The sequence below is a fragment of the Nicoliella sp. ESL1113 genome (assembly GCF_058509245.1).
In genome coordinates this window covers 1,520,288-1,544,615 of record NZ_CP196387.1, presented here as the reverse complement: position 1 = coordinate 1,544,615, position 24,328 = coordinate 1,520,288, and the positions used below count along the sequence as shown (strand labels likewise).

20 protein-coding genes and 1 pseudogene are annotated in these 24,328 nt (G+C 38.7%); 12 read left to right on the top strand and 9 right to left on the bottom strand.

What is annotated here, in order from left to right:
* Positions 1-321: 321 nt before the first annotated feature.
* From ACSYTJ_RS06780 to zwf, 3 genes are all read right to left on the bottom strand, one after another.
* The gene (locus ACSYTJ_RS06780; RefSeq protein ID WP_491719823.1) at positions 322-1,866 is read right to left on the bottom strand and encodes a multicopper oxidase family protein; all 1,545 of its coding nucleotides are present in this window, start codon (positions 1,864-1,866) and stop codon (positions 322-324) included.
* A 155-nt stretch (positions 1,867-2,021) separates the two neighbouring features.
* Positions 2,022-3,446, bottom strand: coding sequence for an NADP-dependent phosphogluconate dehydrogenase (gene gnd / locus ACSYTJ_RS06775; RefSeq protein ID WP_491716834.1), 1,425 nt, complete (start codon positions 3,444-3,446; stop codon positions 2,022-2,024).
* A 130-nt stretch (positions 3,447-3,576) separates the two neighbouring features.
* The gene (zwf, locus tag ACSYTJ_RS06770; protein WP_491719822.1) at positions 3,577-5,052 is read right to left on the bottom strand and encodes a glucose-6-phosphate dehydrogenase; all 1,476 of its coding nucleotides are present in this window, start codon (positions 5,050-5,052) and stop codon (positions 3,577-3,579) included.
* Positions 5,053-5,321: 269 nt separating this feature from the next.
* Between zwf and ACSYTJ_RS06765 the strand changes: the two genes are divergently transcribed.
* The 3 genes from ACSYTJ_RS06765 to ACSYTJ_RS06755 all read left to right on the top strand — a co-directional run bounded on the left by ACSYTJ_RS06765 (position 5,322) and on the right by ACSYTJ_RS06755 (position 8,638).
* A complete protein-coding gene (locus ACSYTJ_RS06765) occupies positions 5,322-6,086 on the top strand; it encodes an Ig-like domain-containing protein (protein WP_491716832.1) in 765 nt (254 codons plus the stop codon).
* Positions 6,087-6,171: 85 nt separating this feature from the next.
* Positions 6,172-7,347, top strand: coding sequence for an MDR family MFS transporter (locus tag ACSYTJ_RS06760; RefSeq protein WP_491716831.1), 1,176 nt, complete (start codon positions 6,172-6,174; stop codon positions 7,345-7,347).
* Between the two features lie 49 nt (positions 7,348-7,396).
* Positions 7,397-8,638 carry a zinc ribbon domain-containing protein gene (locus ACSYTJ_RS06755; protein ID WP_491719821.1) on the top strand — a complete coding sequence of 414 codons (1,242 nt, stop codon included), beginning with the start codon at positions 7,397-7,399 and terminating at the stop codon, positions 8,636-8,638.
* A 47-nt stretch (positions 8,639-8,685) separates the two neighbouring features.
* On the opposite strand, the gene nrdI is transcribed toward ACSYTJ_RS06755, so the two are convergent.
* Complete coding sequence (gene nrdI, locus ACSYTJ_RS06750) at positions 8,686-9,153, bottom strand: class Ib ribonucleoside-diphosphate reductase assembly flavoprotein NrdI (RefSeq protein WP_491719820.1); 468 nt, start codon at positions 9,151-9,153, stop codon at positions 8,686-8,688.
* A gap of 90 nt (positions 9,154-9,243) precedes the next feature.
* The gene (locus tag ACSYTJ_RS06745; protein WP_491716828.1) at positions 9,244-10,659 is read right to left on the bottom strand and encodes a hemolysin family protein; all 1,416 of its coding nucleotides are present in this window, start codon (positions 10,657-10,659) and stop codon (positions 9,244-9,246) included.
* 217 nt (positions 10,660-10,876) lie between these two features.
* Between ACSYTJ_RS06745 and ACSYTJ_RS06740 the strand changes: the two genes are divergently transcribed.
* The 4 genes from ACSYTJ_RS06740 (at position 10,877) to ACSYTJ_RS06725 (ending at position 14,017) form a co-directional block, all read left to right on the top strand.
* Positions 10,877-11,299 carry an Hsp20/alpha crystallin family protein gene (locus ACSYTJ_RS06740; RefSeq protein ID WP_491716827.1) on the top strand — a complete coding sequence of 141 codons (423 nt, stop codon included), beginning with the start codon at positions 10,877-10,879 and terminating at the stop codon, positions 11,297-11,299.
* Positions 11,300-11,471: 172 nt separating this feature from the next.
* Positions 11,472-12,701, top strand: coding sequence for an ammonium transporter (locus ACSYTJ_RS06735; protein ID WP_491719819.1), 1,230 nt, complete (start codon positions 11,472-11,474; stop codon positions 12,699-12,701).
* Positions 12,702-12,787: 86 nt separating this feature from the next.
* Positions 12,788-13,102 (top strand): hypothetical protein, encoded by a 315-nt coding sequence (locus ACSYTJ_RS06730; RefSeq protein ID WP_491716825.1) that lies wholly within the window; start codon positions 12,788-12,790, stop codon positions 13,100-13,102.
* A 114-nt stretch (positions 13,103-13,216) separates the two neighbouring features.
* A complete protein-coding gene (locus ACSYTJ_RS06725) occupies positions 13,217-14,017 on the top strand; it encodes a CPBP family intramembrane glutamic endopeptidase (RefSeq protein ID WP_491719818.1) in 801 nt (266 codons plus the stop codon).
* Between the two features lie 47 nt (positions 14,018-14,064).
* Here ACSYTJ_RS06725 and ACSYTJ_RS06720 read toward each other — a convergent pair whose 3' ends face one another.
* Positions 14,065-14,913, bottom strand: a complete 849-nt coding sequence (locus ACSYTJ_RS06720; RefSeq protein WP_491716823.1) for an aldo/keto reductase — start codon at positions 14,911-14,913, stop codon at positions 14,065-14,067.
* Positions 14,914-15,046: 133 nt separating this feature from the next.
* Here ACSYTJ_RS06720 and ACSYTJ_RS06715 point away from each other — a divergent pair, with 133 nt between their 5' ends.
* On the top strand, positions 15,047-17,395 hold the full coding sequence (locus ACSYTJ_RS06715; protein WP_491719817.1) for an HAD-IC family P-type ATPase: 2,349 nt from the start codon (positions 15,047-15,049) through the stop codon (positions 17,393-17,395).
* Between the two features lie 155 nt (positions 17,396-17,550).
* Positions 17,551-18,169, top strand: a pseudogene (locus tag ACSYTJ_RS06710) (HD domain-containing protein).
* On the opposite strand, the gene ACSYTJ_RS06705 reads toward ACSYTJ_RS06710, so the two are convergent.
* Both ACSYTJ_RS06705 and ybaK read right to left on the bottom strand, forming a co-directional pair.
* A complete protein-coding gene (locus tag ACSYTJ_RS06705; RefSeq protein ID WP_491719816.1) occupies positions 18,166-18,915 on the bottom strand; it encodes a hypothetical protein in 750 nt (249 codons plus the stop codon). The pseudogene ACSYTJ_RS06710 and the gene ACSYTJ_RS06705 overlap by 4 nt on opposite strands.
* Before the next feature lies 1 nt (position 18,916).
* Positions 18,917-19,453 (bottom strand): Cys-tRNA(Pro) deacylase, encoded by a 537-nt coding sequence (gene ybaK / locus ACSYTJ_RS06700; protein ID WP_491719815.1) that lies wholly within the window; start codon positions 19,451-19,453, stop codon positions 18,917-18,919.
* An 87-nt stretch (positions 19,454-19,540) separates the two neighbouring features.
* Here ybaK and ACSYTJ_RS06695 point away from each other — a divergent pair, with 87 nt between their 5' ends.
* Both ACSYTJ_RS06695 and ACSYTJ_RS06690 read left to right on the top strand, forming a co-directional pair.
* Positions 19,541-20,263: a GntR family transcriptional regulator gene (locus ACSYTJ_RS06695; protein WP_491716818.1), complete on the top strand. Its 723-nt coding sequence runs from the start codon at positions 19,541-19,543 to the stop codon at positions 20,261-20,263.
* A gap of 228 nt (positions 20,264-20,491) precedes the next feature.
* Positions 20,492-22,891, top strand: coding sequence for a phosphoketolase family protein (locus ACSYTJ_RS06690; protein WP_491716817.1), 2,400 nt, complete (start codon positions 20,492-20,494; stop codon positions 22,889-22,891).
* A 66-nt stretch (positions 22,892-22,957) separates the two neighbouring features.
* On the opposite strand, the gene ACSYTJ_RS06685 is transcribed toward ACSYTJ_RS06690, so the two are convergent.
* Positions 22,958-23,824, bottom strand: coding sequence for an RluA family pseudouridine synthase (locus ACSYTJ_RS06685; protein ID WP_491719814.1), 867 nt, complete (start codon positions 23,822-23,824; stop codon positions 22,958-22,960).
* A 101-nt stretch (positions 23,825-23,925) separates the two neighbouring features.
* Between ACSYTJ_RS06685 and ACSYTJ_RS06680 the strand changes: the two genes are divergently transcribed.
* Positions 23,926-24,321 (top strand): hypothetical protein, encoded by a 396-nt coding sequence (locus ACSYTJ_RS06680; RefSeq protein ID WP_491716815.1) that lies wholly within the window; start codon positions 23,926-23,928, stop codon positions 24,319-24,321.
* Positions 24,322-24,328 lie beyond the last annotated feature (7 nt).

Genomic DNA, 24,328 nt, shown 5'->3' with positions numbered 1-24,328 from the left:
ACAACTAATTTTCCTATAGGACACGCTTCATAATTATTTTAACCATCGATTGCTTGATAATTACTTTTTCAATATGAAAAAGATTGATTAGATTAAAACAATTAAATTAATGTTTTTCGGGAAAATCGGCTGTCATTAATTATCTACCATGAAAACTCCTTGGCGACTTATTAAATGACTTCGACTTTCCCATCATCGACTCACTCGTCGCTCCAGGATCAAATGTTAATTCTGTCATTTTGTCCACCTCCGATTTAGTAATCTTTTCTTTTTTCCATCTTTATTACTATAATATCTTTTCAACGGAATGTCAAACTATTTTTACATTTTCATGTTCATTTTATGGTAAGATTCCATTCCACCTAAATGAAGATCTTCCATCTTAACGCCCCGTTCCTTTGCGAAGGCGCTCATTAATGTATGGTGATCCATTAATGGTTGTGGTAATTCATCTGGATGTTTTGGATCTGGAACTTCAAATTGAAGCATCATCCCACCATCTTCATGTTCAATGATGTGGCAATGGTACATAAACACTCCAACACATGGGAACCAAACTTTAAGACGGACAGTTTCACCAGGATTAACTTCAATCGTATCTTTAAGGCCAAGTTCATTTGGATGAGGAGCTTTACCATCACGAGAAACGACTTTAAATACACATCCATGCATGTGGTAAGGGTGAAGCATCCCACCATCCATATCGTTGGAGTTAGTAACATCCCAGTATTCAACATTGTTCAACTTGGTCTTGGTATCGATCCGACTCATATCAAATTTCTTACCATTAAGGGCAACTGATTCGTCCATTCCAGACATTACAACCTTCCGAATTGGTGCATCAGGGGTTACTTCTGGATCTGGAAGGGTGCTGGTCAGTGTTTCTGGAATTTCAGTATCGTCCTTGGCGAATTCGTGGATTCTAAAACGAACGATTGGAACGTTATCAGAGTATAGGGCGACTTCATCACCTGGCTTGTATTGACCAAAGTCAACAACAAATTCCATTCTTTCAGCACAACCAATTAAAACCTTCGTAAAGTCAACGGGGTGGGGTAACAAGCTACCGTCCCCTGCAATTTGGGTGAATTTCAAATCATCACTAAAGTGGAGTCTCCATTCTCTTCGGTTAGCACCATCAAGAACCCGAAGACGAACCTTTTGGGTAGTAACGTCAAAGTATGGATTGATGGTTCCGTTAATCATTGGGGTTGGTCCAGCAACACCATCTGGATCATAATCAGCTTGGTAATCCCATTGGTTATCTTCGTGGAAACGACGGTCTTGTAAGATCAAAGGAATGTCATCAACACCGTAGTTCCGTGGTAATGGGAGCTTAGCTTCTTCTTCATCCTTAACCACGACAGCGGTAGCTAAACCGTGCCAAACTTGTTCGGCAGTGGATGGACATGGATGGGCGTGCATCCAAAGGGTAGCAGCTGGTTGATCGATATCAAAATCAATTTGTTTGGTTTCACCAGGGTAAACGGGGGTGTGACAACCACCGTCAGCAACCCCAGGAATTACAGAACCATGCCAATGGTATGTAGTTAGTTCTGGTAATTCATTTTTCAATGTAATATGGATATGCTTACCACGTTTGAAAATAATTGTTTTACCAAGAAGGGGAGCATTGTAACCCCACGTCTTGGTCTTTTCCCCTGGTAATAATTGAACTTCACCAGTTTGGGAAACAACGGTGTAGTACATATCAGTATCAGTTTCCTTGTCAGGAGCTAATACTTCAGGAATTTTCAATTTTTGTTGAGGAACTTTAGGTTCTTCTAAAGGAACGTAGCCACCATCTTGGGTGTCATAATCTTCCTTATTGTAAAAATAATCAGTAAATAATTGTCTGTCACTCATTTTGATCATCCTTTCAATTTGGGTTCAACTGTATTTTACACCCTTTGCACTGAAATTTAATTTATAATGCTTATAAATTAAGAAATACTTTAGATAAATGCATAAAAAAAGATCCCATCAGAGATGAGATCTTTTTTAAAATTAATAAATTAATTTTATTGTTCTTTGTACCATGGGTAATGGAAAGTACCTTCACGGTCAACACGCTTGTAAGTGTGAGCACCGAAGTAGTCACGTTGAGCTTGTAGTAAGTTAGCAGGAAGAACTTCAGTTCTGTATGAGTCGTAGTATGATACAGCTGCTGAAAGGGTAGGTACTGGAATACCAGCCTTAGTAGCAAGTGCAACAACTTCACGAGCTGAGTCTTGGTACTTCTTAGCAATGTCAGTGAAGTAAGGGTCTAATAGTAAGTTAGTTAACTTAGGATCCTTTTCAAAGGCATCAGTAATGTTTTGTAGGAATTGTGCACGAATGATACAACCTTCACGCCAGATTTGAGCTAATTCACCAAATTTGAGGGCCCAGTCGTATTCTTCGGAAGCGAAACGTAATTGTTCGAATCCTTGTGCGTAACTCATAACCTTACCGAAGTAAAGTGCTTCACGAACCTTTTCAACAAGTTCCTTCTTGTCAAAGTCTAATTCAAGACCTGGCTTTGGAAGAACCTTAGAAGCAGCAACTCTTTCATCCTTAAGCATTGAGATGAAACGAGCGTAAACTGATTCAGTGATAACTGATTGAGGAACACCTAATGCTAAAGCATCTTCTGAACTCCACTTACCAGTACCCTTGTTAGCACCTTCATCTAAGATTAAGTCAACGATTGGCTTACCTGAACCAAGGTCATCCTTACGGCTTAAGATATCACCAGTGATATCGATTAAGTAACTGTTAAGTTCACCCTTGTTCCATTCTTTGAAGATGTTTGAAAGTTCATCAACATCGATTCCAGCAACGCGACGTAAAATGTCGTAACTTTCGTCGATTAATTGTTCATCACCGTATTCGATACCGTTATGAACCATCTTTACGTAGTGACCTGCACCGTTAGGTCCGATGTAAGCAACACATGGCTTGCCATCTTCGGCCTTAGCAGAGATCTTTTCCAAGATTGGGGCAACTAAGTCATAAGCTGACTTTTGACCACCAGGCATCAATGATGGACCGTGCAATGCACCAAGTTCACCACCTGAAACACCCATTCCGATAAAGTTAATACCAGACTTGTCTAGACGAGCGTTACGAGCCATAGTGTCGTGGAAGTTAGTGTTACCACCATCGATTAAAACATCACCCTTGTCAAGAAGTGGTAATAATTCATCGATAACAGCATCAGTAGCCTTACCAGCTTTAACCATGATAAGAATCCGACGTGGAGTTTCTAGTGACTTAACGAAGTCTTCCACTGAGTAACTTGGAACTAACTTCTTGTCACTGTGGTCCTTCATAACTTCTTCAGTTTTTGCACCAGTACGGTTGTAGATACCTACAGTGTAGCCGCGGCTTTCAATGTTAAGGGCAAGGTTTTTACCCATAACAGCCATCCCAACAACACCAATATTTGCTTTTTGATCAGCCATTGAAATAAACCTTCCTTTATAAAAGAATTCATCAAGTAACGTAAACGCTTACTTTGATATGATTATTTGTTTTAATACAACTCTATTTTAACATTTAGAGCGTTAAAAGTGAATTAACTTATTCAAATCATTAATCTTCAGCTCTGAATGCCCAATTCCGACCGGAACGAGTGAGTAATTCCTCAGCAGACTTAGGACCCATTGTCCCTGGTGTGTAGTTAGGGAAATCAGCCTTAGTGCTGTTCCAAAGCTTTTCGATTTGGTCAACGAACTTCCAAGCTTGACCAACTTCAGCCCAACTAGCGAAGTTAGTGTGGTCACCCTTCATTGCGTCGTTGATTAGTCGTTCGTATGGAAGTGGAACTTCCTTCATTTCATCATCAGTAAGATCATGAGTGAACTTGAAGCTGTCGGTCGTGTAACCTTGGCCAACATGCTTCTTGTTTAATTGCATTTCAAAACCAGAGTCTGGTTCGATCTTAATCGTAATTACACTTGGTACCAATTGAGGATCAGTGCCATTTGCGCGTGCAAAGTCATCCAATGCAGGTTTCTTAAATACAACGTCGATTCGTGCGAACTTATCAGCTAATAGCTTTCCAGTCCGAACGTAGAATGGTACGCCAGCCCAACGATTGTTTTGGAATTCAAGCTTTCCAGCAACGAATGTTTCGGTGTTGGAGTCTTCTGGAACGTTGTCTTCATGACGGTAGTCCTTTTGGTCACCCTTAGAACCGTATTGGCCACGAACAAAGTTTTTAGCAACTTCTTCTTCATCGTAAATATGAAGTGATTGTAATGCCTTAACCTTTTGAGCACGGATTTCAGTATCCTTGTACTTGTTAGGTTCGTCCATTGCCAATAGGCTTAGGATTTGCATGATGTGGTTTTGCACCATATCACGAAGGGCTCCTGAAGTATCGTAGTATCCAGCCCGTTCACCAACCCCCATGTTTTCAGCAAGGGTCACTTGGACGTTATCGATGAATTGGTTGTTCCAAACTGATTCGATCATTGGGTTACCAAAACGAAGGGCGGCGATGTTTTGAACCATTTCCTTCCCTAAGTAATGGTCAATTCTAAATACTTGGTCTTCATCAAAAGCGGAACTCAATGAATCGTTTAGTTCTTGAGCAGATTCAAAGTCGTGTCCGAATGGCTTTTCAATAATGAGGCGGTTAAAACCATTATCTGAGAAAACATCTTGTTGTTTTAAGTTGTTAGCAACTAAGCTAAAGAAACGAGGGGCTAATGAGATGTAGAAAATCCGATTACCCTTTAAGTCGTACTTAGCATCTAATTGATCTGCTAATCCCTTTAATACCTTGTAGTGTTCAGGATTAGTAACATCGTGTGCCTTGTAATAAAAATGACTAGCAAAGTCACTTACTTGTTGATCATTTTCAGCAGCGCCTTTAACTGAATCGGAAACAACGGAACGAAACTTATCATCATCCCATTCTCTTCTACCAGTACCGATTAATGCAAAATGTTCCTTAATTTCTCCCTTTTTATATAAATTGAAAAGGGCAGGATACAACTTCCGTGAAGCTAAGTCACCAGTTGCACCAAAAAGCGTTAGCAAAGCAGTTTGTTCAGTTGCCAATACTGTCACACTCCCTAGATTTAAATTATTAATTCAATATTTATCATACAGAATACACGTTGCTTATTATATACCACATGCAAAATCAAAGAAAGAGTTTACACTAATAATATGTAAACGCTATCTTAAATAATAAGGGGAAGTAAAATTAATTAAATTTACATAATATAAGAACGATTTTGTCATTTTTATATTGCTATTAATTTCTAAAATGATTAATATATAATAAAAGTATATACTAGTCACGAATGACAAAAAGGAGAACCATCATGAAAAAACCATTATTTTTTGCAATTGGCGCACTGTTCCTAGCTTTCTTTGCATTTGGGAATGGCGCAAACGCTGCTAAGGTCAATACTAAAGAACCTTCAATTACAGTGCCAACTGTTACTACTTCAGATAATGAAATCTCAGGAACTGCTACTAAGAACGTCAATGTTTATGTTAAGTTGAATAATAGTAAAAAGGTTGCCTCAACTACCTCTGATAGTAAGGGTAATTACACGATCAAACTTCCTAAAAAGTATGCAGTTAATACTAAACTTTACGTTTATGCTCAGGCATCCAATGCATATAACTACTTTTACCGAATCGTAACTGTTAAGGATGGATCTACGGATACTAGTAGTTCAACCACTAGTTCATCAAGTTCGACTACTAGTAGCTCAACTTCTTCAAGTAGTGTCAATACAGCAAAGGTCAATGAATTAATGGGTAGTTGGAAGTCCAGTGCCAGTGGTAAATACACACAACTCTGGGTATTTAATAATGAAACTGGTTTAAATCAAACCCTATACAAGAGCAAGACCTATGATAGTAAATTGCTTAACAACGCTGTTTTTAACGTTAAAAACGTCAATGGAAATGTAATTACCTTAACTTATCGTGGTAAAGGCATTAAGAAGACCAGTACAATGTACATTCGGTTAGTAAGTAAGAATAAATTCTACTTGGTAACCAGTGATAATAAGTTAGCTAAGGTTAAGTTTGGATCAGCACCGGCTGCTACTTATACGTTCACTAAAATTAAATAATTAATTTTAATCTTTTTGGCCACCCTAGTAAACGCGAGGGTGGTTTTTTGTTAGAATGGGTTTTAACGTGGAATGGGGTGAGATAATGGGAAAGCCAAAAGAAGTTGGAATGAAATCAGTATTGATTTATTCAACGCTTTTAAACGCAGGTTCATCATGTTTGTGGCCGCTAACAACCATGTATATGCACGATTACTTACATCGCTCTTTAACTGAATCCGGGTTGATCTTATTTTTAATGTCAGCCTTTATGATATTAGGAAATTATATTGGTGGGTTCTTATTCGACAACTGGTCGGCTTATAAAACCGCCCTAATCAGTATCTTTATTTCAACGGCATCGATTGTTACGTTGGTCTTCTTTCATGGTTGGCCAATGTTTGCAATTTTATTGCTCATCCATGGACTAGGGGATGGGGGCAGCTTGACCTTGATTAATTCTTACGCCACGACGATTAAGTCGAAAAGTCCTAGGTACGTTTTTAATACCCTCTATATTGGGATGAATATTGGAGTGGTGCTAGGGACTGCGATGGTTGGCTACCTGTTGAAATATGGAGTAACAACTGTGTTCACGGTGACTGCTGGTTTTTATTTGATCTTATTGCTAATGGCGATCAAGCTCTTTAACATTGACTTTACAGGATATGACCATAACCATCAGGTAAAGAACGTTGACGGCCCCAAGGCAAATACGATGCATTTACTGTTGGCAATTTGTTTTCTGATATTCAGTATTTACTTAATTTATGCGATTTGGGGCAGTGTCATGCCGATTCATATGACGCAATTAGGGATGTCTTTTGAGGAGTATAGTTCTATTTGGACGATTAATGGGTTAATGATCATATTCGGCCAAACGATCGTTAGCAAAATTGGACGTAAATTTGAAATTAGTAAACAGATTTCATTTGGAATCTTTATTTTTGGATTAGCCTTTTTATTCTTGGTATTTGATCGTTCTTACCTATCATTTGCATTTACAATTGCATTCCTTACGATTGGAGAAATGATTGGCTTTCCAGATTTACCAGCTTGGATCGATACGTTAGCAAATGACTCGCAAAAGGGGCTTTACCAATCATTCTTTAGTATTTCAATGTCGTTAGGGCGCGCAATCGGTCCGCTTTATGCTGGCGTCTTTGTTGAATATTTAAATTATAATTCACTATTTATCTTTTCATTTGGTTTGATTATATTTGCAATCATAATGGTCTTGATTCGCAATCGAATGCTAAAACAAAATGAGAAATTAAAATAAATATAGTATAATTAGATTATCTATCATTTTTTAGGGGGGAGGTGATTAAATGGCAGCCGAAAAACAGGTTCAATGTCCACGTTGTCAACATTCCAATGATGCTGAAAATCAATTCTGTGATTACTGTGGATTTAACTTAACTGCCTTTTTTAGTAAGGATGAAGAAGCGGAAAATCCGACTCCTGAAGATTTATACGCTTTTCCACAAATGCCATCGCGGCTACAAGAGTACAGTAATAAAACTCATTTAGACCACTCTCATTTAGATACGAAAAGGGTACGTCTAACGTTCAAAACGTTTAAGCATAAAAAACGGTGGGCGTTTGCAGCTGCCATTATTATCTTCGTGGTTGGTGGGTATAGTTATGGTCATTTTTACTACTCTAAGTCGGTTACTCTAAATCGATTGGTAGCAAGCGTTTCCAATGGTGTCCCTGATCATGATTTTGTTTCTAAACGCACTCACCATGATGATACGAAAATGATCGCTGGCTATTTTAAAGCCAATCCCAAATTAGTGGAACATTTAAAAAGTGATTTAGGTTCTGGGAACCATACTAGTGATGGTTTTTTTACATATCAGAAAACGGGGACTCATTTTGGTATTTTTCCTAAATATCAAGTGGTGATTGATAATGACTTGATCGCTCAAAAAACCTATGCGGTGAAAATTAAAACGATGCCATATGCTTTGATCTTATTAAATGGGAAGGTGATGAGCTATGCAGATGCCGATGGAAATTATCATTTAAAGCACCTAACGAGTGCATCGCTCAAAATAAGCGCCAAGTATCATTACGCTAATCGGGGTGTGACCACAAAGCAAATTAAAGTGACCCAAAAGGATGATAATAGTACCATCATGTTGTTCAAAAAGCATTTGCAAAAGCGTTCTGATGGCTCACAACAAGCACAAACCACATTGGCTGCAATGTATGCGAAGGTAGGGCGCTTAAATAACAAGGGTTCTGATGCTGGTAAATTAAGGCATTACTTTGTTGATGGCAAAGATAATCGTTTCTATCAATCAATCTATCAACTCGCTTATTCATTTTATCAACGTCAATTTAAGGCTACATATCGGCCAAGCGTAAGTAGTTTTAAACGCATCGGACGGAATCGATACGTAGTTATTTATAAATTAACCTATCATTTTGATATTGGTGATCAGATTCATATGCAGGTATTTAAAACCACCGCAGTAATGCAAAAAGCACAGCGTGGCTACCAAGTGATTTCAATTATTTCTGATGGAACGCCGATTAAGGATAAGTATTATAAAAAAGATTAGCCCGATTTGGGCTAATCTTTTTTAGCTGACTGCTAAAATATTGATATTTAAAAGTTGCTCTCATTAAGTCGATTTACCATTGTTTGATACACTCTTTTAACATCGACATTGGTGCCCCGTAGCTCATAATCATCAATAAATGGAAAGCCAAAGTCACGAGCGTAACGCTTGGCAGTGAGGCAGTATTGTTCATTAAAGTTTTTATTACCACTGCCGATGACGCCTAGACAACGGGTGCGATTATCTTCATATGCAATGTATTCACCGAGGACGTTAGTCATTAGCTCCTTGACGCCATTATCAATTCCGTTGCCACCATCCAAATATGTGGGGACGAATGCAAAATAAGGCTTTGCTTCAATTGCAAAATCACTCGCATCACTAATTTCTCGTGCCTCAAATAATGGCATTGATTTATTGTTGGTGTGTTGGGTACTTGCGTATTCAGTTAATGATTCCATGAAATTTCTGGTATTACCACTAATTGAAATGAAGAGGGCTTGAATTGGTTCCAATAATATCACGTTCCTAACTTAATTTTGTTGACTGTTAATATTGTATCAAATTAAAAAAACGAACGGGATTGACCGCTCGTTTTTGATATTTTATTTAGCGTTACTTTGATCTGCAGCTTTGGCTTTTGCAGCGGCTGCTTCAGATTCATGCTTTTTAACTTGGTCTAAAGTCGATTTTTGAATCTTAGGTTTGGCTTCGTTCAAGTTCGTAACTTCGAACCAGTTAATGAATGAGTTTTCATAATCCAAAATCTTAAATTCAAAGTTCATGATTTTAATTACTTTGCCAACCTTAAGGTCATCATAATTATCAATGATGAACCCGGCAATTGTAACGATGTCTGACCGATCAAAAGCTTTAATATCAGTATTAAAGTATCTTTCAAAGTCATAGGTCGTTAATCGACCGTTTACTTGGTAGGTCCCCTTAGGTTGCTTAAAAATAAATTCGTTGGTAGCTGGATCGATTTCATCACGGACAGTTCCGAATAATTCTTCGTAGATATCCTTATCGGTAATAATTCCAGAAGTCCCACCGTATTCATCCACCACAACCACGATTGGAGCGCGGTTCTTGATCATTTGTTGAAGAACCTCTGTGATCGGCGTGTTCTCAGAGGTCGTCGTAATATCACGAAGCAGTTTATCAATTCCAATGTTTGGATCAACACGGGATTGCCGAACTAAATCGTAATTATAAACGTACCCTAAGATGCGATCCTTATCACCATTAGCGACCACAGGAATTCGACTGAATTTCATTTGTAGGTACAGGCGCAATGCTTCCTTGACCGTTGCAGTGATGTCTAACACCACTAATTGAGTTCGGTCGACCATGATATCACGAGCAACCTTATCATTAAGATCAAAAGCCCGCCGCATATATAGGTAGTCATTCTTTTCTAGTTCCCCAGATTGAACGGCATTTCTGGATAACATTAGAATTTCGTTTTGTGAATAAGTATCATCGTTTTCATCTGCCATCTTGATCCCCATCATTTTAACTACCGCACCAGCAGAGATGTTAAGTAGCCAAACAAATGGGTAGAACATGGTGTGCAGATAATGAAGTGGTCCGGATACGACATCTAGCATCTGCCGTGGTTTATCAGTACTTAAGTTCTTTGGTACAACTTCAGTAAAGACCACTTCTAAGTAAGTTAGCAATCCAACCCCGATAATAACACTGATTCCCTTTGCTGATGCTTCGCTGATGTGAACTAAATCTAAAACATCAGAAAGCATGTGATCAATAAATGGTTCACCAATCCACCCTAAGATGATTCCAGCAAGTGAAACACCCACTTGAGTGGTTGATAGGTAATCATTAAGATGTGTAACCATGTAAATTTGGCGATCCAACTTTTTTTGATTACCGTTGCCACTAGCTTTATCATCTTCCAATGAACTAAGTCTTGTTTGCACTAATGCAAACTCACTCGCAACGGAAAATGCGGCAAAGAAAAACGTAAATAGAATAATTACTAATTGTATCCCACTAGACAATAAGGTTCCCTCATTTCTGAATCTATAATATATATTTTATTTATATAATATGTTAATTATACAGCTAAACTAGCGATATTAAAATAAATATTGCAGTCTGCTTTTTAGCAGTCTCAATTAACGAGTGCTAAATATTTGAATTCTGAGTTAAAGCGACTATCATAGATAATGTAATCAAGGTTACAAACAATTTAATGACAAAGGGAGTCTTATGATTATGACAAATGATTTAAGAAGTATTGATTCTGCAATTGATCCAATGGATGATTTCTTTGGTAATTTTGGCAAGAGTTTCTTATCTTCTGTGTCAGGTAATCAAATGAAGACTGATGTCGTTGAAAATGATGATAACTATGAAGTGGATTCAGAATTACCAGGTTTTAAGAAAAATGACATTAAGTTAGATTATAATGATGACACACTCAGTGTTCGTGCGGTTCACGATTTGACGAAGGAAGATAATGACAAGGATGGCAACGTCTTACGGCGCGAACGTTCTTCTAGCAATGTTGCGCGTTCCTTCTACCTACCAGGTATCGATGACGAAAAGATTACCGCAAGTTATGATGGTGGAATTTTGAAGATTACGTTACCAAAGCGTGCTAATAATAAAAAGAATACGCATATTGAAATTAAATAATTAATGGTTCAATTAAAATAAGCAGTTAGTCATTATTGGCTAGCTGCTTATTTTTATGTCATAAGAAATAACATTTAAGGCTAGTTTTTAAACATTTGATTAAAAAAGGACTGGTAAATAAAAAAATCAGTGTTATAATATCTAACATAAAGTTAAAAGGATGTGGATTGTGATGAGTTTAGGAAGTACAGTCTTTGTTTTGATTTCTGCAATACTAGTGTTATTAATGACCCCTGGGTTAGCTTTCTTCTATGGTGGATTAGTTTCCAAGAAGAACGTTGTTAATACTATGTTCTTAGTTTTCATCATGACTGGTATGATTGCTATAATGTGGGTGATTTTTGGTTATGGATTTTCATTTGTTGGTAACGGGGCTTTTATTGGTGATTTTAAGCATTTCTTCTTGAGTGGGATTGATTTAAATTCTCTGCAGCCAAGTAAAATTCCAACGGGAGTTTACATGTTATTCCAAATGATGTTTGCGATTATCACTCCTGGATTATTTATTGGTGCGATCGTTGGCAGAACCAAGTTGAAATTTATCTTACTATTTATCTTCTTTTGGTCAATCGTAGTTTACTACCCAATGGTACATATGGTTTGGAGTTCAACTGGATTCTTAGCTAAGATGGGGACTTTAGACTTTGCTGGTGGAACGGTTATTCATATTAATGCTGGGGTGACTGCCTTTGTATTAGCCAAGCTAATTGGTAAGCGTCTTAACTATGGCAAACCATTCCAAGCTTACAGTGTTCCACTAGTTCTAATTGGAACAACATTGCTTTGGATCGGTTGGTATGGATTCAATGCTGGTTCAGCATTAGCAATGAATGATGTTGCAATGCAAGCCGCAGTGACAACGACCGTTGCGACTGCAGCATCGATGATGACTTGGTTCTTATTGGATGTATGGGTAAACAAAAAAGCTAGTTTGATGGGGGTATGTACAGGAACGCTCTGTGGATTAGTTGGAATTACCCCCGCTACTGGGTACGTAACCGTTGCTGGAGCATTTTGGATCGGAATTATCGCAACGATTGCCAGTTTTACGTTCATTACCTACGTTAAACCTAAGATTCAATTGGATGATACCCTCGATGCTTTTGGTTGTCATGGAATTAGTGGGATGGTCGGCAGTATCGCAACTGGATTATTTGCATCTAAGTTAGCGAACCCATCGATTGCTGATAATGGACTATTTTACGGTGGTGGTGCGCACCAAGTATTAGTTCAAATCGGCGCAACGTTGTTCACGATTGTTTTTGTAGCGATTGCTGCTTATGTAATTGCTAAACTTCTTAGTTTTGTAACTCCAATGAGAGCAACCAAGGAAGAAGAAACCAAGGGAATGGATCTCATTGACCATGGCGAAATGGCAGATGACTCTGTTCATACCGAATAAGAAGTAATTTCAGACCGCTAAACAATTATGGTATACTTACTATATGTAGATATTTCAAATTGTTTCTCGGAGGGAGGATTTATTACTTGAAAGTAGACAACTACGTCCCAAAAGATAAGCGCAAACAGGTTTCCGAACAAAAAGTGCGGCGGTTAAAGAACTTAAGTAAGGTAGCAATCGTTACCTGTTCACTTATGTACATCTTTTACTTTCCACAAATCATTGCGAACTTAAACGGGCAACCCGGCTCACCAATTCAATACGCAATTGCGACAATTAATGCTTCGCTATGGGTATACTATGGATGGGCTAAAACTTATCGTGATTGGCCATTGATTATTTCGAATATTCCAGGAGTTATCTTTGGTTTAGTCACCTTTATCACAATTTATATTCATTAATTAAAATGATTCAGTAACTAAATTGGTTACTGGATTTTTTTGATGATTGCAAACGATTTTAAATAAGCATATTCTTGTATTTATCAATTTTATTTTAGGAGTGGTGATTCTTAAATGCGTTCCAAATCGGTCACCTGGCTTTTACTGGTAATTTCAATTGCCTTGTTACCAATATCGTCATATTTATTCGACCTAGTGTTGCCAGTTCGTTTTGGCTATGAATTGAATACTTTTAACATCATGATGCTTTTAGCCCATGAATGGCTTTGGATTATTATCATTTTGGCTTTTAACCATTGGGTAATTAAACAAAGATTATCATTTAAGTTTAGTCGGTTTGACTTTAAAGTCCCATTTATTTTTATAGTCTTGTTGATTTTATTAGCCCTGTTTTCAGAGGTGCTCAGTAATCAGGTGCATCATTCAATCTTAGTGGATTTGTTGATAGCCATATTGGTGGGTTCCGTAGGGCTTTTAGAAGAAACACTTTTTCGGGGGATTATCTTCCCACAGGTATTAGGTACGCTTAAAAACTTGACGAATCGATCTGTTTACATCGCAGTCGTTGTTTCAAGCTTAATGTTCGGCGGCCTTCATGGCTTGAATCTTTTACACCAAAGTATCCCGACAACGTTGGTCCAAATTATTTTCGCAATTGGCATAGGATGTTTTTTATGTGCAATGTACATTCGTTCGGAATCATTGCTGGTGCCGATGCTGATCCATGGATTGTGGGATTTTAACTCTGCATTTGTTACGAGCAGCATTAGTGAAAAAGCAGTGAAGTCATTTATGCAAGAGGGACTGCAATCCTTGATGATATTGGCTATTTTTTCCTCAATTGCTTTTACGATCCTACGTCCTAGCATGTTGAAAACCCACCAAAAGTGGTTAAAACAAATTACTGGGCACTAATTGAAAAACAGCTTAATTAGCAATGATTTGCTAACTAAGCTGTTTTTTTAATGGTATTGGTGTTCTAATTCATATACTAATTCTGGATCGTCACCGGTTCTTTGGTTCTTATTTAATTCGTTAATTAATTTCATTTCGGTATCTGAAAGGGTGAAATCATAAACATCAGCATTTTGTTTTACTCGTTCGGGTTTGTTGGACTTTGGGATAACCGCCACCCCCCGTTGGAGATGCCATCTTAAGATTACTTGGGCAACTGACTTATCATGAGCTGCACCAATCTTAGCAATGACGGGGTCGTTTAAGACTGCCCCACGGCCAAGCGGACTCCATGCTTGGGTTAAAATCCCAGCTTGGTGGTTGAAATCAACCATCGTGGGTTGGCTGAGGTAGGGATGGAGTTCGATTTGGTTCACCACGGGCATTTCACGGGCTTGTGTCTTCAGGAATTCCAAATGGGTACGATGGTAATTACTAACCCCAATTGATTTAATTTTACCAGCGGCCTTAGCATCTTCTAACGCCCGCCAGGTATTGAAAAATTCAGAGTGGATTGGCCAGTGAATCAATACTAAGTCAAGGTAGTTAGTTTGCAGTCTTTGTAGTGATTCGTCAACGGCTTTAAGGGTTGAATCATACCCCTGCTTTGGTTCTGGAATCTTAGTCGTAATAAAAACGTCACTCCGACTTAAACCAACGTTTTTAATTGCCTGACCTAAAACGGCTTCATTGCCATAAAATTGAGCAGTATCGAAAAGCCGATAACCGACTTCATAGGCCATTTTAATAGCGGCATCCATTTCAGCTTGTTCGTTGATTTTATATGTTCCGAATCCCTCCATTGGAATTTCGTTTCCATCACGTAACTTAAAAGTATCCATAATTGAATTATCCATGAAGAAAAAATCCTCCTCTTATTTAATAAGAATATAATAAGACGAATGGTTTTATGATAGCAAACATTTTCACCTCTGCACTAAAGTATTATACAATAGGTATTAGAACTATTATTAGGAAGGGTGGTCATCTATGGCTATCGATTGGCATCAAGTCGATTTTGATCGCGGATTAACCGCAGATCAAGTCAAGGCTAAGGTTGAAGCTGATGAAATTAATCATTCGCCCAAGACGTTAACGAAGAGCGTCTGGCAGATAATTAAAATTAACACATTTACGTTATTTAATTTAATTAATGTTGTTTTAGCAGCTTTTGTTATTTACACAGGGAGTTATAAAAACTTATTATTCCTGGTGGTTGCAGTTATTAATACGGTAATTGGTTCGTTTCAAGAAATTCGTTCGAAACGCCAAATTGATAAGATGACTTTGTTATCGCGTGATAAAACAACGGTGATTCGGGACGGACAAACCGTGACGATTGACCCGAATCAAATTGTGGTCGGGGATGTGATCGAATTAACGCGTGGTAGTCAGGTGCCAGTTGATGGAATCGTCCTCACCACTAGCGCTTTAGAGGTTGATGAATCCCAGATTACTGGTGAGTCGGATTCGATTTCCAAACAACCAGGGGATGAAATCACCTCGGCCAGTTCGGTCGTTAGTGGCAATGCTAAAATGGTTGCTGTTAAGGTAGGGCAGGCTTCGTTCGTTAATCAAATTTCAGCGGTAGCAAAAGATGACGGTGATTCTAACGGTAAGATGTTGAACGCGATTAATCGCATCATTAAGATCTTGACGTTTATCATCATCCCATTAGGGATTATCCTTTTTACTTCCAAAATTTTACGGGGCAGCGATGTTAATAACGCAATTTTAGGAACGGTGGCGGCCGCAACTGGAATGATTCCGGAAGGACTGGTTTTGTTATCATCAATGACGCTTGCGGTTTCTGCAATGAAATTAGCCCACAAACGGGTATTGGTTCGTAACCTCCCCGTAATCGAAACGTTAGCACGGGTCGATACGATTTGCCTTGATAAGACCGGAACCATCACGAGTGGTCAATTAGCGTTTGAAAAATTAGTCCCGTTTACTGGTTATTCAACCAACGCTTTAAAGGAAATGGTTGGTGCTGCTGTCCACAGTATCGGTGATGATAATGAAACTGCGACCGCCTTGAAAGCTGCGATGCCTAATCCTGGTTGGCAGGCGACTGAGGTCCATCCGTTCTCATCGGCTCGAAAGTGGAGTGGTGCATCGTTTAACAATGGTAGTTTTATGGTGGGAGCGCCTCAATTTGTGGTGGATCACCTATCCGATGACCAAGCAGCGCTTGTGAAAAAATATGCGGCCCAGGGCAATCGGGTGCTAGCGATTGCTAAAGCTGATCGCTTTGCAGATGAACGCCCCGTTAATCCGTTAATAATTGGCTTGATCTTGATATCAGATGTGATCAGACCAAATGCTGAACGAACGTTAAAATTTTTTGCATCGCAAGATGTTGATATTAAAGTGATTTCTGGTGATGATCCCGTTACCGTATCGAGCATTGCTAGACGAGTAAAAATTAAGAATGCCGATCGATACATCGATATGTCAACGGTGGGGTCCGATCCTGACTATCAACAATTAACTAAAACATACACTGTTTTTGGACGGGTGACACCCAACCAAAAGCGCGAGTTAATTAAGGGGTATCAAAATGATGGGCATACGGTGGCCATGACTGGAGATGGAGTTAATGACATGCCTGCCTTGAAACAGTCTGACTGTGGAATTGTAATGGCTTCAGGAAGTGAAAGCGCAAAGAGTATTGCAAACTTCGTTTTGATCGACTCGAATTTCGATTCAATGATCGATGTCTTAAAAGAAGGCCGTCGAGTAATCAATAATATCGGAAGTGTGGCCTCGCTTTATTTGATCAAGACGATTTATTCAACGATTCTGACGGTGCTATTTATTTTTGCAACTCATGACTATCCATTCTTACCGATTCAATTGACCCCAATCTCTACGTTCATGATTGGGTTACCTTCGTTCATCTTAGCGTTGGAGCCTAATTACCAACGAGTGACCGACCAATTTACCAAGAAGATTATTGATATTGCAGGCCCAGTGGCAATTAGCATTGTCTTTTACGTGTTAGCAATTTTATTTGCGTCGCGAGAATGGCCGATGGCATATTCGCAAACTTCAACCCTAAGTGTATTAGCAACTGGGGTTTGTTGTTGGATCGCATTACTGATGGTCTCACAACCGCTTAATAAATTTAAGGCACTGGTGGCAGCTGCAACTGGTCTGATCTTCCTATTTACTTTTATGGTAGTTGGTAACTTTTTCTCACTAGTTTCGGTGTTCAATAGTCCACTATGGGTATTTGCTTTGATTATCGTTGTGAGTGCTTATCCACTGATTTTACTAATGCAATGGGTTCGAACACAGTTGGGGATGCTCTTTGATAAATTTAGGACCAATTAGCATCGAACGGTGAATTTAAATCATGATAATTAAAAAAGCAATCCATTTTGCGGCAAATTGCCAACTGGATTGCTTTTAATTTCTAATTGGTATAATTTAGAAAATAAACTATGATAAACTATTGATATTTATTATTGAGAAGGAATGAATAAACAATGGAAACTGCTTTTAATCAAGTTGCGCCATATGTTAAAAATCAGATGCGAAACGATCGGACTGGCCATAGCTTTGACCACGTTGAACGGGTAGTGAACAACGTTCAATCGATCTTGGTGAACGAATCACGTGCAGATGCGCTCGTTGCCCTAACAGCTGCTTATATGCATGATTTAATTGACGATAAACTAGATTGCAATCGTTAAGTCTAAGTTGCAAGAATGGCATTATTCTGGGTCTAAAATTGATGCCATTTTAGATATCATTGAACACATGTCATTTAGTAAAAACCTAGAACATCATTATGAATTAACCGTTGAGGGGCAGATCGTCCAAGATGCCGATCGATTGGATGCCATTGGTGCGGTCGGAATTGCTAGAGCCTTTTACTACGGGGGTCACTTGGGTGAAAAGATGTATGATCCATCCTTAAAACCGCGTTCTCAAATGACGATTGAAGAATATCGAAACCCTACAACGATCGTAAATCATTTTTATGAAAAACTATTGAATATCAAAAATAGTTTAAATACCGATACAGCACGTGAAATGGCACGAGTTCGTCAAAAAGTAATGCAGGAATTCTTGACTGAATTTAAGGTCGAATGGGGGGACTAATGGTTCGTAATAAGGCGAATCAACCCGTTGCTTAATACCGTAACGATCAGTGATAGGCAAAGGACCCCGTTGATAATCATGCTAGTTGTGTGCATCCAATTTAGATAAATTGGGGCAACGCCCAGTAGGGTGGCAAAACTAGATACCACGATGATTAAGATCAAAAGGATGAATAACCCAAATTTAATATTGCTTAAATCATCTGCACTTAGGTCGAATCCACCAATTGCAATAGAACTAGCAACTAATATTAAAACTAATAGCTTCCAGATAGATGAAATTGAAAGAATGCTGATTGGAAATGACCAGTTTGGCAGGGTGGATAAGCTGTTGAGTAGCGCTGGTTCTAATAACCAAGTTGCAATGAATAGGATTGCTGTACAGCCGAAAATGGGCGCAATGCCGATCATGAGGTTACCAAATCGTTGGTAACCACTTTTCGGGTTGAAGGAGTGGTTAACATATCCTAATTTATTATCTTCTGCTCCTCTGGGAACGTGGATTAAGCGAACCCCTGTGATTTTATGACCAAACAAAATTGCAACTATCATGTGACTGAGTTCGTGGATAAAAATCCCTAAGCTACCAAAAAGCACTTGTCCTCGCACCCCATAGCGATTAGCAATTAGCTGTTTGCAGCCATGACTGACTTTTCTTAACGCACAAATAATGATGATGGGAAATATTAATATTTCTACCATCACAATTGCGTTTGTGCTAATTAATAACTGGATAATATCTGTCATGTTAATTTTCCGTTGCGATATCAGCAAATTCTGCATGAACGAGATTTTTTAAATCCACTGCTTCTAATTCTACAGATCTACCAATTTTACCTGAAGAAACAAGGATTTTACCCTGTTTTTCCGCCGAACAATCGATGTAAATCGGGTATTCGAATTTTTCCCAGATCCCGATTGGGGTATTAGCACCGTGTTCATAACCAGTGGTTTTTTCAAGTTCTTTTAATGGCACCATGTTGACCTTTTTATTTCCAGAGACACGGGCGAGTTCTTTTTCGTTGAGATGCTTGTCCAACGGAACGACTCCGACAACAGGGCCGGTCGTCTTACCAGTCAACACAAGGGTCTTGTAAACCCGATGTTCATCAATATCACCATGATTTACGTCAAGTTGAGCAACATCGCCTTGCATGTGGGTCGCAAATTCAAATTGTTTATAGCTAACCTTAGCCTTATCTAGAATTTTTTCAACCAGCGTTTTTTTTAATTTTGATTTTTTAGACACATTAATTACCACCTTTTTATTTATATATTCTAGCATATTGAATTTTCATTTTTAAAAAGCGTTTAATATTCTGTTATACTGAATACAATTATGATTAATTGGACGTTTTCGAGGAGTAGTGAAATGGCAGATTTAGTTTATCACAAAGTGATGCAAGATTTAAAAACGCGAATTAGCCGCAATGAATTTCCCAACAATCGATTACCAGATGAACGTTCTTTGAGTGAATCTTACGGAGTTAGTAGAAGCTCAATCAAACGTGCGTTATCATTTCTGGCTGATCAGGGAATTATTTTCAAAAAGCGGGGCGCAGGAACATTTGTTAATCCCCTTTTTATGAAAGCAAAAACAATTTTTCATTATGATGGTTCTAATATTGGAATCACAGATAGTATGGAAAGTCAGGGAGAATCCCCACAGATCAAGTTACTGGATTTTAAGGTGGTGCCTGCTAGTGAGGATTTACAGCAAGACTTATTTTTAGATGAAGATGATTTTGTTTATGAAATTAAGCGCCTACGTTCTTTTGGTAACCAACCGTTTATGATCGAAACGGGGTACATTCCGATTAGTATTACCCCGAAGTTAACAAAACAGATTGTCTCTGGATCGATTTTTAACTACTTGGAGTCAGAGGTCGGTAAAACGGTGACCAGGTCGTTTATGTCAATTATGGCTGAGCCATCAACTGAGGATGATCAAAAGCTATTGGGACTAAAGCCAAATGAACCCGTTGGAGTTATGGAAGGGATTTTTTTCCTTGATGATGGAACCCCGTTTGAATTTTCTAATATGCGATTACACTATCAATATCTGAAGTATAATACGTTTGTTCAAATCAGTTAAGAAAAGGTTAATAATTATCATAAAAGATTGGACTATTTAACCGTTTTCATTCATAATATACGTAATGATTAAAAGTCGACTTTCAAATTGGTGCGTATCAATTTGCAAAAAGGTTGACTTTTAATTTAAATCTATTATCATAGTGATTGTAAATAAAATTAATCGTATTTGGTTAATTTTATGTTGACGTTAATCTATGTATTTAATTTACTAAAGGAGTGTTATTAAATGGCAGAAAATTTCGATTCCAAAGAATATTTGGAAGAAGTTGACAAGTACTGGCGTGCTGCTAACTACTTATCAGTAGGTCAACTTTACTTGCGTGCCAATCCATTATTAAAGAAGCCTTTGACTTCTGATGATGTTAAAGTTAAACCAATCGGACATTGGGGTACTATTACTTCCCAAACTTTCATTTACGCACATTTAAACCGTGCAATTAAGAAGTACAACCTTAACATGTTCTACATCGAAGGTTCAGGTCATGGTGGCCAAGTTATGGTTTCCAACTCATACCTTGATGGTAGTTACTCAGAAATCTACCCTAACATCTCACAAGATGAAAAGGGTATGGCTAAATTGTTCAAGCAATTCTCATTCCCAGGTGGGGTTGCTTCACATGCTGCTCCTGAAACTCCAGGTTCAATCCACGAAGGTGGGGAACTTGGTTACTCACTTTCACACGGTGTTGGTGCAATCCTTGATAACCCAGACGTTATCGCTGCTACTGAAATCGGTGATGGTGAATTCGAAACTGGTCCATTAGCTGCTGGTTGGTTCTCAAGCAAGTTCATCAACCCAATCACTGATGGTGCCGTTTTACCAATCATTAACTTAAATGGGTTCAAGATTTCAAACCCTACTTTATTAAACCGTATGACTGACGAAGAAATTTCTGATTACTTCAAGGGTCTTGGCTGGAAGGCTACCTTTGTTGAAAATGGTACTGACTTCGACGATCATATGGCTTACCACGAAAAGATGGCTAAGGTATTGGATGCTGCTATTGAAGACATCCAAGCAATCCAAAAGCATGCTCGTGAAAACGAAACTCCTGACCACGTTAAGGAACCTGTATGGCCAGTTATCGTTGTTCGTACTCCTAAGGGTTGGACTGGTCCAAAGAAGAACCTTGAAGGCGAACCAATCGAAAACTCATTCCGTGCTCACCAAGTTCCACTTGACATCTCTGCTGAAAAGATGGAACATGCTGACATGCTTGTTGACTGGTTGAAGTCATACAAGCCAGAAGACTTCTTAAACGATGATGGTACTATCAAGCAAGAAGTTATCGACATGGCACCTAAGGGTGACCAAAGAATGGCTATGAACCCTATCACTAATGGTGGGATCAAGCCAGAACCATTGAAGTTACCTGACTACCGCGACTTTGCCGTTGACGTTAATGCTGAAGGTCACGGTCAACCAGTTGCTCAAGACATGGTTGTATGGTCAAACTGGTTAGGTGAAGTTGTTAAACTTAACCCAACTAACTTCCGTGCATTTGGTCCTGATGAATCAATGTCAAACCGTCTTTACGGTGTGTTTGAAAACACTAACCGTCAATGGATGGAAGAAATTGAAGAACCAAACGATGCTTACATGGCTAACCATGGTCAATTAATTGACTCACAATTATCAGAACACCAAGCTGAAGGTTGGTTAGAAGGTTACGTTCTAACTGGTCGTCATGGATTCTTTGCTACTTACGAATCATTCGGTCGTGTTGTTGACTCAATGTTAACTCAACACTTCAAGTGGTTACGTAAGGCTGCTGAACAAACTTGGCGTAAGCACTACCCATCATTGAACTTTGTTGATACTTCCACTGTATTCCAACAAGATCACAATGGTTACACTCACCAAGATCCAGGTATGCTTACTCACTTGGCTGAAAAGAAGCCTGAATTCATTCGTGAATACTTGCCAGCCGATGCTAATACTTTATTAGCTGTTGGTGACGTTGCATTCAGAAGTTACGAAAAGATTAACTTAATCGTTACTTCAAAGCACCCACGTCCACAATGGTTCTCAATCGAAGAAGCTACCAACCTTGTTAAGGATGGTTTAGGTTACATCGACTGGGCATCTACTGACCAAGGTGAAGAACCTGACGTAGTTATCGCTGCTGCTGGTACTGAACCTACTTGGGAAGCTTTAGCTGCAATTTCATTATTAAACGATGAATTCCCAGAAATGAAGATTCGTTTCATCAACGTTGTTGATTTATTAAGACTTCGTACTCCTGAAAACGACCCTCGTGGTTTGAGCGATGCTAAGTTCGATCAATTGTTCACTACTGACAAGCCAGTGGTATTCGCATTCCACGGCTTCGAAGACATGATCAAGGGTATCTTCTTCGATCGTCACAACCACAACGTTCACGTTCACGGTTACCGTGAAAATGGTGATATTACTACTCCATTTGACATGCGTGTTCTTAACCAACTTGACCGTTACGACCTTGCTAAGGAAGTTGTTAACGACGTTCCAGAATACGCCGTTAAGGGTCAATCATTCGTTCGTCGGATGGAAGACATGGTTGCTAAGCACAATGCTTACATCCGTGATGAAGGTACTGATTTACCAGAAGTTAACGACTGGAAATGGAAGCCTTTAAAGAAGTAATTAATCTTAAACATTAATTGCTGACAAGCAAAAAAGTTCCGAACCTGAATGGGTTCGGAACTTTTTTTACATAATGAAATCATCTGGTATCGGGGCTTCAATTAAATGATGTTGCATTTCAAATGGTTGAATTAAATCTAACCGATATGAATGGAGTTGAAGCGGGCCATTGCTTGTGGGATTATATAATGGATCACCAATCAATGGGTGCCCAATTGCTGCTAAATGGACCCGAATTTGGTGGGTGCGGCCAGTTGCTAGGTGGACTTCCAGCAATGTTTGGTTCGTTCGCTGCTGAATTACTTGATAGTGGGTGATAGCTGAAACGGCGTTTTGACCGTTGACCATGCGCTTTCTTTGATCATTTGGATCCAATCCAATTGGCATTTCAATGGTTCCAGCCATGGTGTTCATTGTTCCTGTAACCCAAGCTAGGTATGTGCGTTTGATTTGTTTCTCACTAATTAAACGGGTCAAAATTGGGACAACGACCGGATTTTTACCAAAGATGATTGCCCCAGATGTTTGTTGATCGAGTCGGTGAATGATATATGGTCGTTGTTGTTTATCAGCTAAGTAGGCTGCCACATGATTAATGGTGGCCCCTGTTTCGCCAGGTTGATTCGGATGCGTTTTATCACCACGCTGTTTGTTGATAACGATTAGATCGTCGGTTTCATAAATTGGTTCTACGCCGGTCGATGAATCGGCAATCGGAATTTGAACGGGTTGAAAGTCAGTGGGCTCAAAGGTTAAGTCCACTTGGTCGCCATCTTCAACTGTAAAATTCATTGGCAGATAACGGTCATTAACCAAAACCCGCTGGGCCCGTCTTAGTTTAAAAATAAGGTGTTTGGGAATTAACAGTTGTTGACTTAATAATTCACGAACTGTGCAAGTTCTCCTTGCGGTTAAATGGTATTGCCAACTCATTCGAAGTCCTCCCGACTAATAAAAATTAGTAATAATAGTTGTTTATGTTAATGGATTGTGGCATTGTTATACTAGATAATGATTCAGAATGGATGGGGAAAATGCAAAATAAAGAGTTGAATATCGGAGCCATATGCTCACTATTTGTGTATATTTTAATTAATGTAGTGATGTGGGTGGGGTCTTCGTTACTTAGCGGAGACGCACTAATTAAAACGGTCCTGATTGCGTGTGTGTTATACTTATTGCCAATTGGACTAGCTTACTTGAAAATTCAATTTGCTTATCATATTTTAGGATTAATAATGATTTTTTACACGCTTAGTTTTATTACATCGGTTACTTTAATTACTGATGGTTCTATTAACATCTGGATTAGAATTATTAACCTCTTGTTTGGAATTTTAGGCATCTTGATTAGTGTTGTGTGGTTTCAAATGGTGTTTAAAAATTCTCAAAAACGAGTTGCTGCTAGGTTAAAACGAAAAAATAAATAGGAAACGG